The following is a 13,829-nucleotide window of genomic DNA, read 5'->3' on the forward strand; positions in this document are numbered from 1 at the left end:
GAGCGCCAGGAACGGCGTGATCTCGCGCATCAGTGCCCGCAGGCCGCCGGCGAAGTGGTAGTCCTCCATCAGTGCATTGCCGGACGGGAACAGATTCAGCAGCACGGGGATTTTGGCCGCCGTCTCGGCCAGTTGCTCCAGCGTCAGGTCGATGCCGGCACGACGGGCGATGGCAATCAGGTGAATGGCCGCATTGGTCGAGCCACCCATGGCCATGTAAACCGCCACGCCATTGGCGAAGTGCGCAGGGGTCAGCCAGGTGGATGGCCGGCGGTCGCGCCAGATCAAATCGACAATGGTCTCGCCACACTGCGAAGCCATGCGCGGATGCCCCGCATCAGCCGCCGGAATGCTCGACGCGCCCGGCAGGGTGAAGCCGATGGCATCGGCGATGCTGGTCATGGTCGACGCGGTGCCCACGGTGTTGCAGGTGCCGATCGAGCGGGTCATGGCGCCTTCCAGTTCTTCCCAGGCCACCGTATCGATCAACCCCAGGCGGCGCTCGTCCCAGAACTTCTTCGTATGGGTACCCGCGCCGGTCTTCACCCCACGCCATTGGCCATTTGACATTGGCCCGGCAGGGCAATAGAGAATCGGCAGGTCCATGCTCAGGGCCCCCATCAACAAGCCGGGCGTGGACTTGTCACAGCCGCCGAGCAGCACCGCACCATCGATGGGCAGGGAGCGCAGCAGCTCTTCGGTTTCCATGGCCAACAGGTTGCGATACAACATGGTGGTCGGCTTGACCATCACCTCGCCCACCGACTGCACCGGCAGCTCCACCGGAAATCCGCCTGCTGCCCAAACTCCGCGCTTGACCGCTTCGGCACGTTCGCGCAGGTGCGAATGACAGGGTGACAACTCGCTCCAGGTGTTGAGGATGGCGACCACCGGCTTGCCCATGAACTCCTCGCGTCGCAACCCGATCTGCTGCATGCGCTGGCGATGGGCAAAGGCGCGGATGGTGTCCGGAGCGAACCAGCGCTGGCTGCGTAGCTCTTCCAGTTTTTTGTGTTTATCTGACATGAAATGGCTTCCGCTTGACTCTAAAAGGCCGTCTCCCAGATGGGTCTCGACGGTGTCGGTGATTGTTTAAAAGTGGATGGACAGCAACGGCCGCATGACCAGGCTCACCCCTGCCAGCAGCAACAGGACGAAGACGCCGATGCGCAACGTTCGTGCCTTGATCGCGGGTGGCCGGCGACGCATGTACCAGCTCAGGGCGAACACCACGGGCGCCGCTTCCAGAGCCAGGTAACCCGCACTCACGTCAAGACGCCCGGCGTAAGACTGCAGGCCCAATCGCAACAAGGCGTTCAGCGCAAACAGCACGATCAGGGTGTCGCGCACCACCTGCGCCGCCAGTGGCTGGCGATACAGCTGATAGACCAGGGGCGGACCGGCGCTGGAGAACAACCCGCCCATGACCCCGGACAACCCGGCAAACCCGCTGAAACTGAGCCATCCGGAAAGTCGCTCGAGGTGGCGCGACCGAACCACCAGCAGGAAGCTGCACAGCACGATGGTCAACCCCAGCACCAACTGCAGCAGATCCCGCTCATGCGCCCCCAACAGGCCCGCAGCAATTCAACCCCTGCAAACACGCCGAGCAGGCTGCACCCGAGGATTAGCGCCAGCAGCTTCGGCGCCAGGGCCGGGCGACGGCGCAGCAAAACAAAGGCGTTGATCAACGTCAGGATCGAGCTGACATTGGCGACGGTTTCCACCGGCGCCAGCTGCAACAATCCGGTGAGCCCCAACAGCAACAGGCCGAAGGCAAAACCCGTGGTGTTCTGCGCAAACGTGGCCAGTGCCACACAGAGCAGAAACCCCACATGTGACCAGACGCTCATCATTTACAGGCTGTCTCGAACAGGCCAGGGGCCCGACAGGTCGGGGAATTTGCAACTGCCATGAGTACTCCTGAGGGCCAGACTGCGGGTGATTTTCACCGGTTCCTGAAGCCGCCCGGCTTGAGGTCAATCAATACGGCGTGGTGACCGCAACGGGCGCCTGATGAGCCTTCAGGACCGTGAGGAACTCGTTGGCCTTCTTCATCATCATCGCCAGGTCGGACGCCACTGCGGCGAAGGCATACCCCTGCTCCAGATAACTTTGAACCAGTTCAGGCGTGCCGCCGACTATCCCCATCGGCATGCCGACGCGCCTGGCGCGCACGATCGCATCGCTGATCATCGCCTGAACCTCTGGATGCCCCGGATTACCGATGTGACCGCACGCTGCGGACAGATCGCCCGGACCAAGGAACAGCGCATCGACCCCGGCAATCGCGGCAATTTCTTCAAGGTTCGCCAGCGCGGTTGGCGTTTCGATCTGCAGGATGCAAGTCACTGCGTCGTTGGCTTCCTTGCCGTAGTTGGCCCAGGTGCCATAGCGGCTGGCACGGTGCACAGCGGCAAAACCGCGGGTGCCCAACGGTGGATACTTCACCGCGTTGACGGCCGCCTGCGCCTGCTCGGCGTTCTCCACGAACGGCACCATGACGTTGAACGAACCCAGGTCCAGTGCTCGCTTGAGCAACACCGGGTCATTGGCGGCAACCCGCACAATCGGCTGGGCGCCCCCGCAGTGAATGGCCTGGAGGATTTGCCACAGATCGCGAAATTCGATGGGCACGTGTTCCATGTCGACCAATAGCCAGTCAAAACCGGCGTAACCCAGGGCTTCGGCGGTGCTTGCAGACCCGGACATCAGCCAGGTGCCAATGGGAGCGCTGGGGTCGTTCAAGCGGCTGGCAAAGGTCTGGGTTGAGCGTGCGTCGGACATGGCGTGCCTCCGGTTTCAGATGGGGTGGCGGCGCTACTCGCGGTGCTTGAAAGCAAAATCGCAGCGCTGCAAATTAGGACTGAAAGCATATTCCAGAAATAATCGCAGCGCTACGATTTTTACTTGTGGTTGTTGATTGAGTGTTTCGGGAGTGGATTGAGGGATAAAAAAATGGAATTGTCTGGTTGGCCATTCGGTCAAGAATTACGTAACGCAGTAATTTCTGACCAGGAGCCAGCGATGACTATCGAAGCAGAGACACTCGTACAACTGACCGCCGCGCTGCAGCAGCGCGGGATCGTTCTGGTATCGGATGTGAGGTTTACCCGGGCGCCTTACCGGATGAATCATTTGTGGACGTGTACTGTTGAATAAAGCGTTCTACCAGGGATATCGCAAGCCTTGGTGTGAGGCATCCGCCCGGTGCTTTTTCACTGCTGCAGTAAAAGAGATCGGCAGAGTGACTGATCAATTATCAATTAGAGATCTGATCTCACCATCGCTTGGAGCAATAAGTCATGACGCATCCAAGGGCTGTGGCTACGCCACCCTTGAATAACGCGTAGCCGGAGCCTTGACATGCAACGTACTGATATATCGCGCAGATCAGGAATAGCAGCGCGATTGAAAGTATGGAGATGGATATCCCCCATTGTATCTGGAGTCGACGTTTGTTGGTTCCTATCCACATGGTCAAACCATCCCTAGCCATCCCGGCCTGTGCGGGAGTTGGTCTAGACCATAAGGGCTGAAGTGCCGGTCATCAAGTAGCTCGGACACTCGTCTTTAGATATCAGATGCCCCAGCAGTGTTTTGCGCGGCGCAAAAGAGTGTGAAATGCGTTCATCAAACGCTTTTTGCAGGAGTGAGCTTGCTTGCGAAAGACTCTAAATACCGCGGTTATCCGGGCTCCACGCGTGATCGTTGACGTTTTTCGCGAGCAAGCTCGACGCTCCAACAGCATTACGACACTGGGTCGTACGTTTTGGGCGGACTATCCATCACGGGCTTGGTTGATCGGTGGATACCGAATTCGCGGCATCCACGTCGGTCATTTCTTCGTCGACAGGCGCCTCATCGTCAATTGGAAGGGGGGCCTCGGTTCCACTTCTTTTAGGATCATGGCCTGTCTCGTTGTCAGTGCCGCCCGACACGCCCTTCTGGGAAATATTGCCTGGGGCATTCTCGTCAATTTCCATGTTGGCTCTCCGTTCGCAATGCGCGGGAATTCCGCGCTTGTACATGAGAGAGAGCACATCGTTGCAAGTGCCCGGTTGTGGACGAACGGGGCGCGCAGCCTTTTCGAAGTAACCCGCTGTAAGAGCGGAACCGATAGAAGCCGTGACCTTAGAAATGAATATGTACACCTGAAGCCACCATCGCGAGCAAGCTTTGCTCCCACCGGTGATACAAGCCTGCTCCCGCAACCTCGCAAAATGCGGCTATCAACTTGCCGTTATCGGCTTTTTGCCCCCATCTGCATCCCTACAGTAAGTACGACTTCAACGGCGACCCACCCTCGCCCCGTTCAGGAATCGTGCATGTCCAGCCTGCCTTTGCGTATCGAACGGATCGACCCGCTCACGCCCCATATCCGGCGCCTGATCCTGGTCGCCGATGCCAACCAACCTCTGCCCGAATTCACCCCCGGCGCGCATATCGAAGTGCAGATACCGGGCAGCAAGGCCATGTGGCGCGCTTATTCGCTGGTCAGCTTGCCGGGTAACCCGCACTACGAAATCGCTGTGCAGCTGGAAGACCAAAGCAGCGGCGGCTCGCGCTGGATGCACGGGGTGCAGGTCGGGCAGCAGTTGCAAGTACGGGCGCCAAACAATCATTTTCCGTTGGCCACCGACGCCAGTGATTACCTGCTGATCGCGGGTGGCATCGGCATCACGCCGATGCTCGGCATGGCCCGCGCACTCGCTGCCAATCAGCAGCCTTTCATCTTGCACTATGCCGGCCGGGACGCCTGCCGCATGGCGTACCTGCAGGAAGTCCAGGCACTCGAGTCCGCCCATTGCTGGATCAGCGGCGGTGACCCGGCACGACGCCTGCCCCTGCCCCACCTCCTGAAATCCCACGCCCCTGGGCGCCACCTGTACGTCTGTGGTCCCAAGTCGCTGATCACCGCCGTGCTGCAAACGGCTCGCGAGCTGGGTTGGGACGAGCGTCAACTGCACAGCGAATTGTTCATCGGCAGCCTCGACACCCAGAGCCCAGGCGCTTTTGAAGTGGAGCTGCGCAGCAGTGGTGTGACGCTGCAAGTCCCCGCAGGACAAAGCGTGCTGGAGGCCATGATCGCCGCCGACCTGGACCCGATGTTCGATTGCCGTCGCGGTGACTGCGGAGTGTGCGTGGCCCAGGTTATCGACGGCGTCGCCGACCATCGCGACATCTGCCTGTCAGAGCGGGAACGGGCCGGGGGCAGCTTCTGTACCTGTGTATCGCGAGCGTCCAGCGCTCGATTGGTTCTCGATTTGTAAGAGCGTTGCGCCAAGGCGCCCACCCCTTCATGACGGCTAGAAAGGAGACACCATGATTCCCTCCAATGAACAAATCGCGGCCCTGGTACGCGACGACAGCGTGCACAAGAGCGTCTACACCGACCCTCAGCTGTTTGACCTGGAGATGCAGCGCATTTACGGCCAGGCGTGGATCTACGTTGGCCATGAGAGCCAGGTGAAAAACGTCGGCGACTATCACACCACCCGGGTGGGCGATCAGGACGTGATCCTGGTACGCGGCGCCGACAAAACCGTCAACGTGCTGTACAACCGCTGCCCGCACAAAGGCGCCAAACTGGTCGCCGAGGGCGACGGTAACGTAGGCAAGTTCTTCCGCTGCCCTTATCACGCCTGGACCTTCAAACTCGACGGGCAACACCTGTCGGCACCGCTGAAAAATGCCTTCGAAGGTACCTGTTTCAATCCGCAGCACGCGGATTTTTCCATGGTCAGCCTGGCGCGGGTCGACAGTTATCGCGGTTTCGTTTTTGCCAGCCAGATCGATCATGGCCCGGACTTGAAGGGTTTCCTCGGTGGCGTGATTACCTCCATCGACAACCTGTGCGACCGCTCCCCAGTGGGTGAAGTCGAAGTGGCCGGCGGTATTTTTCGGGTCATGCAGCGTTCCAACTGGAAGGTGTTCTACGAAAATCTGCACGACACCATGCACGCTCGCGTCACCCATGAATCTTCCGTGGATGCGGCCCGCAGCGAAGCCGAAACCCTGGGCGAAATGCCTTTCGAACTGCTGATCATGGACGGCAACGGCGAACCTTACGATTTCTGGGAAAAACTTGAGCTGCGCGCCTATCACAATGGCCACGGCTACATGGAAGCGATCTTCGATCCGGCCGCAGCCGAGCGCGACGAGGTGTCCAAGGCCCACTTCGAGTGCCTGAGCGCGGCTTACGGTGAGGAGCGCGCCCGGGGCATTCTGGGGATGAACCGGCACAACACCGTGATCTACGGCAGCGGCTCGCCCCACACGGTGTTCATGCAGTTTCGGGTGATCCGGCCGATGGCCGTCGATCGCACGCTGGTGGAGATCCAGACGTTCCGCTGCAAAGGCGCACCGGACGCGGTATTTGACCGGGCATTGACCTACGCCAATGTCATCAACTCGCCCTCCTCCAACGTCATGCCCGACGACGTGGAGGTCTATGCGCGCTGCCAGGAAGGCAACATGACCCGCGGCGGAGAGTGGATCAGCATGCATCGCTATGTCGGCACCGATCGGTTACTGCCCGACGGCGCGGTCTCGACCAATGGCACCAGCGAATTGCCCATGCGTAACCAATTTGCGGCCTGGAAGCACTACATGACCGCCACCCTGATTGCCAAGGAGAGCACCCATGCTGCTTGATCGCACTTTCGATGTCTCGACTCACAGCCTGATTCCGGCGCAGGTACCCAGCGAAACCCTGCGCGACATCGAGCAATTTCTGTACCGCGAAGCACGCCTGCTGGATGAGCGCCGTTTCTGGGAATGGGACCAGTTGTTCACCGATTCGGGCATGTATTGGGTGCCGCAAAAAAACGGGCAGGTCGATCCCTTCGAGCACATTTCGCTGTTCTGGGAAAACCGCATGCTCCGCGAGGTACGCATCCGCCGTGTGGAGAACGTGCGTAACTGGTCGCAGCAGCCGCCGACCCGCACCGCGCACCTGGTGGGCAACGTGATGATCGATGGGCTCGACAGTCAGGGCCTGCTGGTGGTGGGCGCGACATTCCAGGTCAGCGAGTGGCGCCTCGACCAGCGCCAGTTGGCAGGACGCTATACCTACAAACTCGCGAGCCAGGACAACGGCGACTGGAAGATCCAGCTCAAGCGCGTTGACCTGATCAACTGCAACGACGTGTTCGCCAACCTGGAGGTGTTTGTCTGATGGCGCGCCCAACCGTCATTGCCCTGCACTACCAGAACGACGTCCTGCACCCCGACGGACTTATCCGCGTGGGGCTTGCGGCGCACGATCCGGCACGCGATGCGCTGCTGGATGCCGCCATCAGGCTGCAGCATGGCGCTCGTGCACGCGGCTGGCCGATCATCCACGTACGCGTGGCATATCGCCCCGACTATGCCGACCTGGTGCAGAACGCGCCGATCCTGCGCGCGGTGGCGGCCAGTGGTGCCGTGCAGGACGGCAGCTGGGGCGCGCAGTTCCATGACGCCTTGCAACCACTGCCAGGCCCGGACGAATTTATCGTCACCCATACCCGCATCAACGCGTTTTATGGCACGCCGCTGGATACGCTGCTGCGCCAGCTCGACGCGCGGCAGTTGCTGATCGCGGGCGTCGCCACCCACTCGGTGGTCGAGAGCACGGTGCGGCACGCGGTCGATTGTGGTTTCGAGGTCACGGTTTTATCCGACGCCTGCGCCGCCGCGCACCCCGCTACCCATCTGGCAGCACTGGACAGCATGCGCCTGATAGCCACCGTCACCGACGTCGCAAGCACCCTGGAGTCAATGCCATGAAAACCGCTCCTGCCGCCAACCTGCAAGGTCAGGTGGCGATTGTCACCGGCAGTACCCAGGGCCTGGGCACCGACATTGCCCGGCAACTTTTGCAGGCCGGCGCCAGCGTCATGCTGGTCGGGCGCAACCACGAAGTGGGCACGGCACTCGCCAGCGAACTGGGTGCGCGCTGTCGTTTCGTCGCGTGCAATGTCGAGCTGGATGAGGACATCGATGCCTGTCTCGACCAGACCCTGGCCGCTTTCGGACGCCTCGACATCCTCGTCAACAACGCCTGCGTCTACGACGACCAGGGCTTGTTGTCTGATCGAGCGCAATGGCTGCACACCCTCAACATCAACCTGGTGTCCGCAGCGATCTTTGTGCAGAAAGCCGCGCCGCACATGGCGGAAGGCGGCACCGTCATCAACATCGGCAGCACCGGCGGCAAGTTCGGCGTGGCCGGGCGAGCGCTGTACCCGGCGTCCAAGGCGGGGCTGCTGCAACTGACCCGCAACCTGGCCGTGAGTCTGGCGCCGGCGTCGATTCGGGTGATCAGCGTCTCCCCGGCATGGACCTGGTCGCCGTCGGTGGCAAACATGAGTGGTGGCGACCTCGCGGTGGCCGACCGGGTCGGCGCCCACTTTCACCCGCTGGGCCGCGTGGGGCGCGGCGAGGAGATCGGCCAGGTGGTGGCGTTTTTGTGCAGCCAGGGAGCGTCGTGGATTACCGGCGCAGACATTCCGGTCGATGGCGGCTTCTCCATTCTCGGTCCTGACCAGGGTCTCTCGCCGCGCGCGTGGTTTGAGCGCTTGCGTGATCCCGCCTGAACAGCATCCATAAAAAACCTGATGATGAGCGAGGCAACAAAATGGGCAAGATGATCAGTGTGAACGCCGGCGACGGCAGCGGCAGTTTCGCCGCTTACCTGGCACTACCTTCCAGTGGCAAAGGCCCTGGGGTAGTGATCGGCCAGGAGATTTTCGGTATCAACGCCAACATGCGCGAAGTCGCCGATTTTTACGCCGAGGAAGGTTACGTCGCCTTGGTCCCGGACCTGTTCTGGCGCCTGGAACCGGGCGTTGAACTGGGCTACACCGAAGCCGATTTCGCCCGGGCGATCGAGCTATTCCAGGGTCTGGATGTAGACAAGGCCGTGGCCGACATCGACGCCACCTTCAACGCCTTGCGCGCCATGCCCGAAGTCGAGGCCAGCGGTTTGGGCTACGTAGGGTTCTGCATGGGCGGCAAACTGGCGTATCTGACCGCGACGCGCACCGCTGCCGCTTGCTGCGTGGGTTACTACGGCATGGGCATTGAGCAGATGCTCGACGAAGCCGACAACATCAAAGGTCGCCTGGTGCTGCACTTCGCCGAACAGGACAGCTACTGCGACGCCGATGCCCGCACGCTGATCAGCCAGCGCCTGGGCGGCCACAACAACGTCGAGATCTACACCTACCCCGACGTCGACCATGCCTTCGCCCGCAACGGTGGCATGCACTACAACAAGCCAGCGGCGCTGATGGCCCATCAACGCAGCATCGCCGCACTCAAGCAAGCCATCGGTCCGAATTACAATTTGTCGCAGCTATGGGACAAACACATCGAGTTCGAATTTGCGGTCCGCGATGTTCCGGCGACCATGGCAACCATGGTGGCCGAGCCCTACGTCAATCACATTCCGACCATGACCGGTGGCGTGGGTTATCGCGAACTGAGCCGGTTCTACCAAAACCATTTTGTGCATGCCAACCCGCCAGATATGAAGCTGATACCGATCTCGCGCACGGTAGGCGCTTCGCAGATTGTCGACGAGTTTGTGATGTGTTTTACCCACACCAGTGAAATCGACTGGATGCTCCCCAATGTCGCGCCGACAGGTAAATACGTTGAGATTCCCATGCTGGGGGTCATCAAGTTCCGCGGCGACAAGCTGTGTCACGAGCATATTTACTGGGACCAGGCCAGTGTACTGGTGCAGATCGGGCTGCTTGACCCAGCAGGTTTGCCGGTGGCGGGGGTTGAGACGGCGAGGAAATTGCTGGATGAGCAGTTGCCGTCCAATACGCTGATGGGCAAATGGGCAGGTTGAGCTCCCTGTAGGAGCAAAGCCTGCCGGGCGACGTTTCGACGATGGACGACAACGATAACGCGTTCATCCTGGATAAACGCGGCGGCTTCAAATCCATCGCGAGCAAGCTCGCTCCTGCAGGGATCGGCGAAAAGGTCACGAGATTTGTGTTCGCTGCGGATGATTATTTGCCGCAGCCAGTCTGATGCGGCAGCTCACCAAAGCGCTCCCGGTAATACCGGGCAAAGCGCCCCAGATGTGCAAAACCATGCTCCAGGGCAACAGCCGTAATGCTCAGATCGCGACCACCCAGCAGACGCTCGCGCACCGATTCAAGGCGTAAATTACGCAACCGCTCCATCGGCGTCTGTCCATAACAGCGCTGGCACAGGGTATTGAGGCTGCGCACGCTCATGCCCGCTGCCGCCGCCAGTTCGCCCAGAGACAGCGCTTCACCTAGATGACTGCGCATCAAGCCTTCGATCTTGTGCAGCTGGCGCAGTGCCTGACGCTGCGCCGGCGACTCGACCACCGCCGGCTGCAAGGCGTCGACTTGCGGAGGGTGGGTCAGCAGGAACAGCGGCAGGCTTTCTTCCAGGTGGCGCAACCAGTGCGCATGCACCGGCGCGCCCTCGCTTGCCCCTAACTGTTCCAGCAGGTCATCGACCAGGCGCAACCACCCGCGAGCCTGGCCAGTGTCGAGTCGATAAGCTGCAGGCAAGACAAAATCAGGCGCCAGCCCGCCTTCGTCCACCAGCCGCTCCTGCATCAATCGCAGCAACGAACGCGGCACCTTGAGCAGCAGCTGCTCACAGCCGGTGTGCCAGACCAGACGCGCCTGGTGATTGGGCGAGAGGACTGCCACCTGGCCGGCCTCCAGGTCCAGCGCCAACCCGTCGCACTCAATACTGGCGCGCCCGCGCAACGGCATCTGCATCAATACAAAATCGGTAAAGGGCCGTGGTCGCACCTCAACCTCGGCGCCATAACGCAGGACAAACAATTGGCAACGCCCTACTTCAGCGCGAAAAAAGCCGTGTCGACATTCCCGGTGCGCCAGCTCAAGTCGTGTTCGACCAGCTCACGAGCGAGCAGCCGATGACTTTCGTGGCGCGAGCGACTGGTAAACACCGGCGTGCGACACAACTTCGACAGATCGAGCCCGGCGCCAGGACTTGAAAGCGCAGCCATGCTCACAGCGACCGGCTACGGCGAGCTTCGTTACGTTGCAAGGTGGTGCTCGGCGTCTCATCGAACAGCTTGCGGTACTCGGTGGAGAACCGCCCGAGGTGGGTAAACCCCCAACCCATGGCGATGACCGAGATGTTGCGCGACGAATTATCCTCGAGGATTTCCTGGCGCACGGCACCCAGCCGATGCTTCTTCAGATACGCCATGGGTGACATGCCGAAGTACTTCCTGAACCCTTCGAACAGCTTGAACCTCGACACCCCGGAAATCGCCTCGATGTCCTCCAGGTGCAGCGCTTCGCGGGCGTTCTCGTGGATGTACTGCTTGGCCCGAATCAGGTAGTGCGGCAGCTTCACACCCAGCACATCGCGCAATTCTTCGGAGTAGTTGTTCGGTTGGGCGAGGATCAGGCCCTTTATCAGCGAACTCTCGATGTCGCGAGTGAAAAACGTCTGGTCGTACAGCTCGCGACTGCGCTCCAGTTCGCCGATAAAATAGCGCGCCATGCGCCACCATGAGGCGGAGGAGCCGTTGACGGCGTCCATCACCGGCTCGAAACGCAAAGGGGTTTCCAGAGGCCGCTGCAACATGTCCTCAAGGGATTTGCGCATGGCCGCGCGGGTGATCACCACCTGAATCTTGCGGCAATCGCCGTTGATCGCCAACTCCTGGTTTTCGTGGGGCGAAACGATGATTGCGCAGTCGCGATCGGAGGTCATCTCACAGCCGTTCTTGAGTAGATGCTGTTCGCCGACCAGGGGCAGGCTGAGGCTGTAGCTGTTGAGGTGCTCGGCGTCTTCGATGCCCACCGTCACGTCGGTGCCGTACTCGATCACGCCCAGGGTGGTCGACATCGACTTGAGCACATTGCCGCTGTGATGAAACTGAATGCGGTTGGGATGGCTGGTCTTGAGCAGGTGTGGCCCGCAGATTCCGGCCATCCACTGCCGCGCGCCATTGAGGTCATAGCGCTCGATACGAATGTCACGAACATGTACATCAGGACTTGTACTCATCACGGGGCACCCACGGCTGTTTTTTGAACGCGCTCTAGCGGCACGCCTCTGCGGGAAGGAGCAATCTTCATGCCGCCAGACCGCCTGCGTGGCCGGCCCGAAATATGCGGATAACATTCGCCGAATAATCGGATAGGGACCGCTCAAGACCGCAAACATCCATCCGGCTGTCCACCCTTCCCGCCCCGTAAACACTGGAAAGACGCAGCAAAAAGCGCACTTGGCCACCGACTGCACGATAGTCAGGCACCAAGGGCAGGCGTGATTGGGTATTACCTGCCCAGATGAGCAGGCAGGTGTTACCCCCTGTAGGCGCGATCGCTTACCAGAATTTCCAGGTGTAGGTGGTGATCAGGCGGTTTTCGTCGAAGTCATTGGCGTGGCGGAACTTGACGTTGATATTGCGCAGCTCCACGCCCAGATTCTTCAACGGTCCGTCCTGAATCACATAGGACAGGTAAATATTGCGTTCCGATTCGCTGCTGTCACTCAGGGCACCACGATCAATGTCGGTGCCGCGCATATAACGCGTCATCAACTTCAAACCGGGCACACCCATGCCAGCGAAATCGAAGTCGTAGCGCGCCTGCCAGGATTTTTCGTTGGGTTTTATGAAAGCAATGGCCGACCAGTTCACCAGATACGGCTGGGGTGCATAACCATTGAGGGTCGGGAACGGGCTGTCGCCGAGCATGCGCTGGTAACCCAGGCCGAACGCGTGGGCACCTTTGCGCAAGGTGGTCATGGCCCCGTAGGAGCGATTGTCGATGCGCCCGTACAGCGCGTCACCATCTTGCTTGTTGTTGAAGTAGCGCACATCGGTTTTCAGCCCGTAACCACTGCCCAGGTCGGCCAGATAGGTTCCGCCCAGGTAGTGCTGGCGGTAGATATCTTCCAGCTGCCCGTAGAAGTAGGTCCCGGTCAGCGCGGGAGTGAACGCATAGCTGGCACCGCCGAAGTTCAAGCCGTCGCTGCGGCGCTGGATGTCCGGGCCGTTGAACAGGTACATTTTCTCGCTGTTGGAGGATTCCCGGCCGCTGATTTCGGTGAAGCGGCCACCGGTCAGTGTCAGTTTATCCACCTCCCTGGACTCGATCAGGGTGCCGTGGTAAGTGGTGACCAGTTGCCGCGAATCGTCCATGTAGGCCACCGGCAGCGTTGGCCGATGCTCGCCGAATTTCAACTCGGTTTTCGAGTAACGCACCTTGGCCGTGTAGCCGCCGCGCCCGTATTCGGTAGCCTGCTCCTGCTTGCTGACACTGTACGGAATAATGCTGTCAGGCCCCCTGCCGCCACCGCCGTCGAGTCGGTAGGCGTACTGCATGGAGGCGTCCAGGCCAAACTGCACCGGGCCCTCGGTGTAGCCCGAAATGAAGCGCAAATCGAAGCCCTGGGTCCAACTGCCAATGCGCGAGTTCTTCGGGTTTTCGCCCTTGTAGTCACGGTCGATATAAAAGTTTCGCAGGCCCAGGCCCAAGTGGCTGTCTTCGACAAAGTCCGCCATGGCCATCATCGGCGTCATCATTCCGGCCAGGCTGGCGGTCTGCACGCAACGGGTAAACCAACTCGCTTGAAACATAACTTCTCCCCTCTCTTTTAATGTGCGAACACATCAAGTAGCGGCGCGACCAAAGTGATCACCCCAATCGTCGGCAGTCGTTTCTTTATTAAAATAGTCAGCATGAGTCGAATTATTAAAGATGCTCACCCGGCGCAAGCCCTGACACGCATCGGCCATGATTAGGCCGTATTAACGATCGACTCTCTATCCTGTTAATCCACGAGTCATATCCGTT

Annotated in this window: 16 protein-coding genes and 1 pseudogene; 8 read left to right on the top strand and 9 right to left on the bottom strand. The window is 60.3% G+C overall.

From position 1 onward, the window contains the following. The 4 genes and pseudogenes from JFT80_RS18710 to JFT80_RS18725 form a co-directional block, all read right to left on the bottom strand. Positions 1–1,026: pseudogene (locus JFT80_RS18710) on the bottom strand (6-deoxy-6-sulfo-D-gluconate dehydratase); the annotation flags it as partial. 66 nt (positions 1,027–1,092) lie between these two features. Further along, positions 1,093–1,572, bottom strand: coding sequence for a TSUP family transporter (locus tag JFT80_RS18715; RefSeq protein WP_201148873.1), 480 nt, complete (start codon positions 1,570–1,572; stop codon positions 1,093–1,095). Further along, complete coding sequence (locus JFT80_RS18720; protein ID WP_207187838.1) at positions 1,527–1,853, bottom strand: hypothetical protein; 327 nt, start codon at positions 1,851–1,853, stop codon at positions 1,527–1,529. The genes JFT80_RS18715 and JFT80_RS18720 overlap by 46 nt, the downstream gene beginning before the upstream one ends. A 130-nt stretch (positions 1,854–1,983) precedes the next feature. After that, the gene (locus tag JFT80_RS18725; protein WP_201148875.1) at positions 1,984–2,787 is read right to left on the bottom strand and encodes an HpcH/HpaI aldolase/citrate lyase family protein; all 804 of its coding nucleotides are present in this window, start codon (positions 2,785–2,787) and stop codon (positions 1,984–1,986) included. Between the two features lie 240 nt (positions 2,788–3,027). Here JFT80_RS18725 and JFT80_RS24920 point away from each other — a divergent pair, with 240 nt between their 5' ends. Further along, positions 3,028–3,162, top strand: coding sequence for a hypothetical protein (locus JFT80_RS24920; RefSeq protein WP_274610205.1), 135 nt, complete (start codon positions 3,028–3,030; stop codon positions 3,160–3,162). Positions 3,163–3,788: 626 nt separating this feature from the next. On the opposite strand, the gene JFT80_RS18730 is transcribed toward JFT80_RS24920, so the two are convergent. Then, positions 3,789–3,986 (bottom strand): hypothetical protein, encoded by a 198-nt coding sequence (locus tag JFT80_RS18730; protein ID WP_201148876.1) that lies wholly within the window; start codon positions 3,984–3,986, stop codon positions 3,789–3,791. Positions 3,987–4,328: 342 nt separating this feature from the next. On the opposite strand from JFT80_RS18730, the gene JFT80_RS18735 reads away from it, so the two are divergent. From JFT80_RS18735 to JFT80_RS18765, 7 genes are read left to right on the top strand one after another with little or no spacing between them, the layout of a single operon-like run. Next, complete coding sequence (locus tag JFT80_RS18735) at positions 4,329–5,273, top strand: PDR/VanB family oxidoreductase (protein WP_201148877.1); 945 nt, start codon at positions 4,329–4,331, stop codon at positions 5,271–5,273. Positions 5,274–5,325: 52 nt separating this feature from the next. Further along, positions 5,326–6,657: an aromatic ring-hydroxylating dioxygenase subunit alpha gene (locus tag JFT80_RS18740; protein ID WP_122838410.1), complete on the top strand. Its 1,332-nt coding sequence runs from the start codon at positions 5,326–5,328 to the stop codon at positions 6,655–6,657. After that, positions 6,647–7,180, top strand: coding sequence for an aromatic-ring-hydroxylating dioxygenase subunit beta (locus JFT80_RS18745; protein ID WP_122838409.1), 534 nt, complete (start codon positions 6,647–6,649; stop codon positions 7,178–7,180). Before JFT80_RS18740 ends, JFT80_RS18745 begins: the two co-directional genes overlap by 11 nt. Beyond that, positions 7,180–7,773: a cysteine hydrolase family protein gene (locus JFT80_RS18750; protein ID WP_201148878.1), complete on the top strand. Its 594-nt coding sequence runs from the start codon at positions 7,180–7,182 to the stop codon at positions 7,771–7,773. Before JFT80_RS18745 ends, JFT80_RS18750 begins: the two co-directional genes overlap by 1 nt. Continuing rightward, the gene (locus JFT80_RS18755) at positions 7,770–8,582 is read left to right on the top strand and encodes an SDR family oxidoreductase (RefSeq protein ID WP_122838407.1); all 813 of its coding nucleotides are present in this window, start codon (positions 7,770–7,772) and stop codon (positions 8,580–8,582) included. Before JFT80_RS18750 ends, JFT80_RS18755 begins: the two co-directional genes overlap by 4 nt. A 41-nt stretch (positions 8,583–8,623) precedes the next feature. Continuing rightward, positions 8,624–9,847 (top strand): dienelactone hydrolase family protein, encoded by a 1,224-nt coding sequence (locus JFT80_RS18760; RefSeq protein ID WP_122838406.1) that lies wholly within the window; start codon positions 8,624–8,626, stop codon positions 9,845–9,847. Positions 9,848–9,888: 41 nt separating this feature from the next. Next, a complete protein-coding gene (locus tag JFT80_RS18765; protein WP_201148879.1) occupies positions 9,889–10,032 on the top strand; it encodes a hypothetical protein in 144 nt (47 codons plus the stop codon). Here JFT80_RS18765 and JFT80_RS18770 read toward each other — a convergent pair. From JFT80_RS18770 to JFT80_RS18785, 4 genes are all read right to left on the bottom strand, one after another. After that, complete coding sequence (locus JFT80_RS18770; protein WP_374091377.1) at positions 10,011–10,886, bottom strand: AraC family transcriptional regulator; 876 nt, start codon at positions 10,884–10,886, stop codon at positions 10,011–10,013. The genes JFT80_RS18765 and JFT80_RS18770 overlap by 22 nt on opposite strands. Next, positions 10,841–11,017, bottom strand: coding sequence for a hypothetical protein (locus JFT80_RS18775; RefSeq protein ID WP_201148881.1), 177 nt, complete (start codon positions 11,015–11,017; stop codon positions 10,841–10,843). The genes JFT80_RS18770 and JFT80_RS18775 overlap by 46 nt, the downstream gene beginning before the upstream one ends. Before the next feature lie 2 nt (positions 11,018–11,019). Beyond that, a complete protein-coding gene (locus JFT80_RS18780) occupies positions 11,020–12,033 on the bottom strand; it encodes an AraC family transcriptional regulator (RefSeq protein ID WP_201148882.1) in 1,014 nt (337 codons plus the stop codon). A gap of 322 nt (positions 12,034–12,355) precedes the next feature. Then, on the bottom strand, positions 12,356–13,612 hold the full coding sequence (locus JFT80_RS18785) for an OprD family porin (RefSeq protein WP_122838404.1): 1,257 nt from the start codon (positions 13,610–13,612) through the stop codon (positions 12,356–12,358). Positions 13,613–13,829: the final 217 nt, after the last annotated feature.

Source organism: Pseudomonas sp. TH10 (genome assembly GCF_016651255.1).
GTDB lineage: Bacteria > Pseudomonadota > Gammaproteobacteria > Pseudomonadales > Pseudomonadaceae > Aquipseudomonas.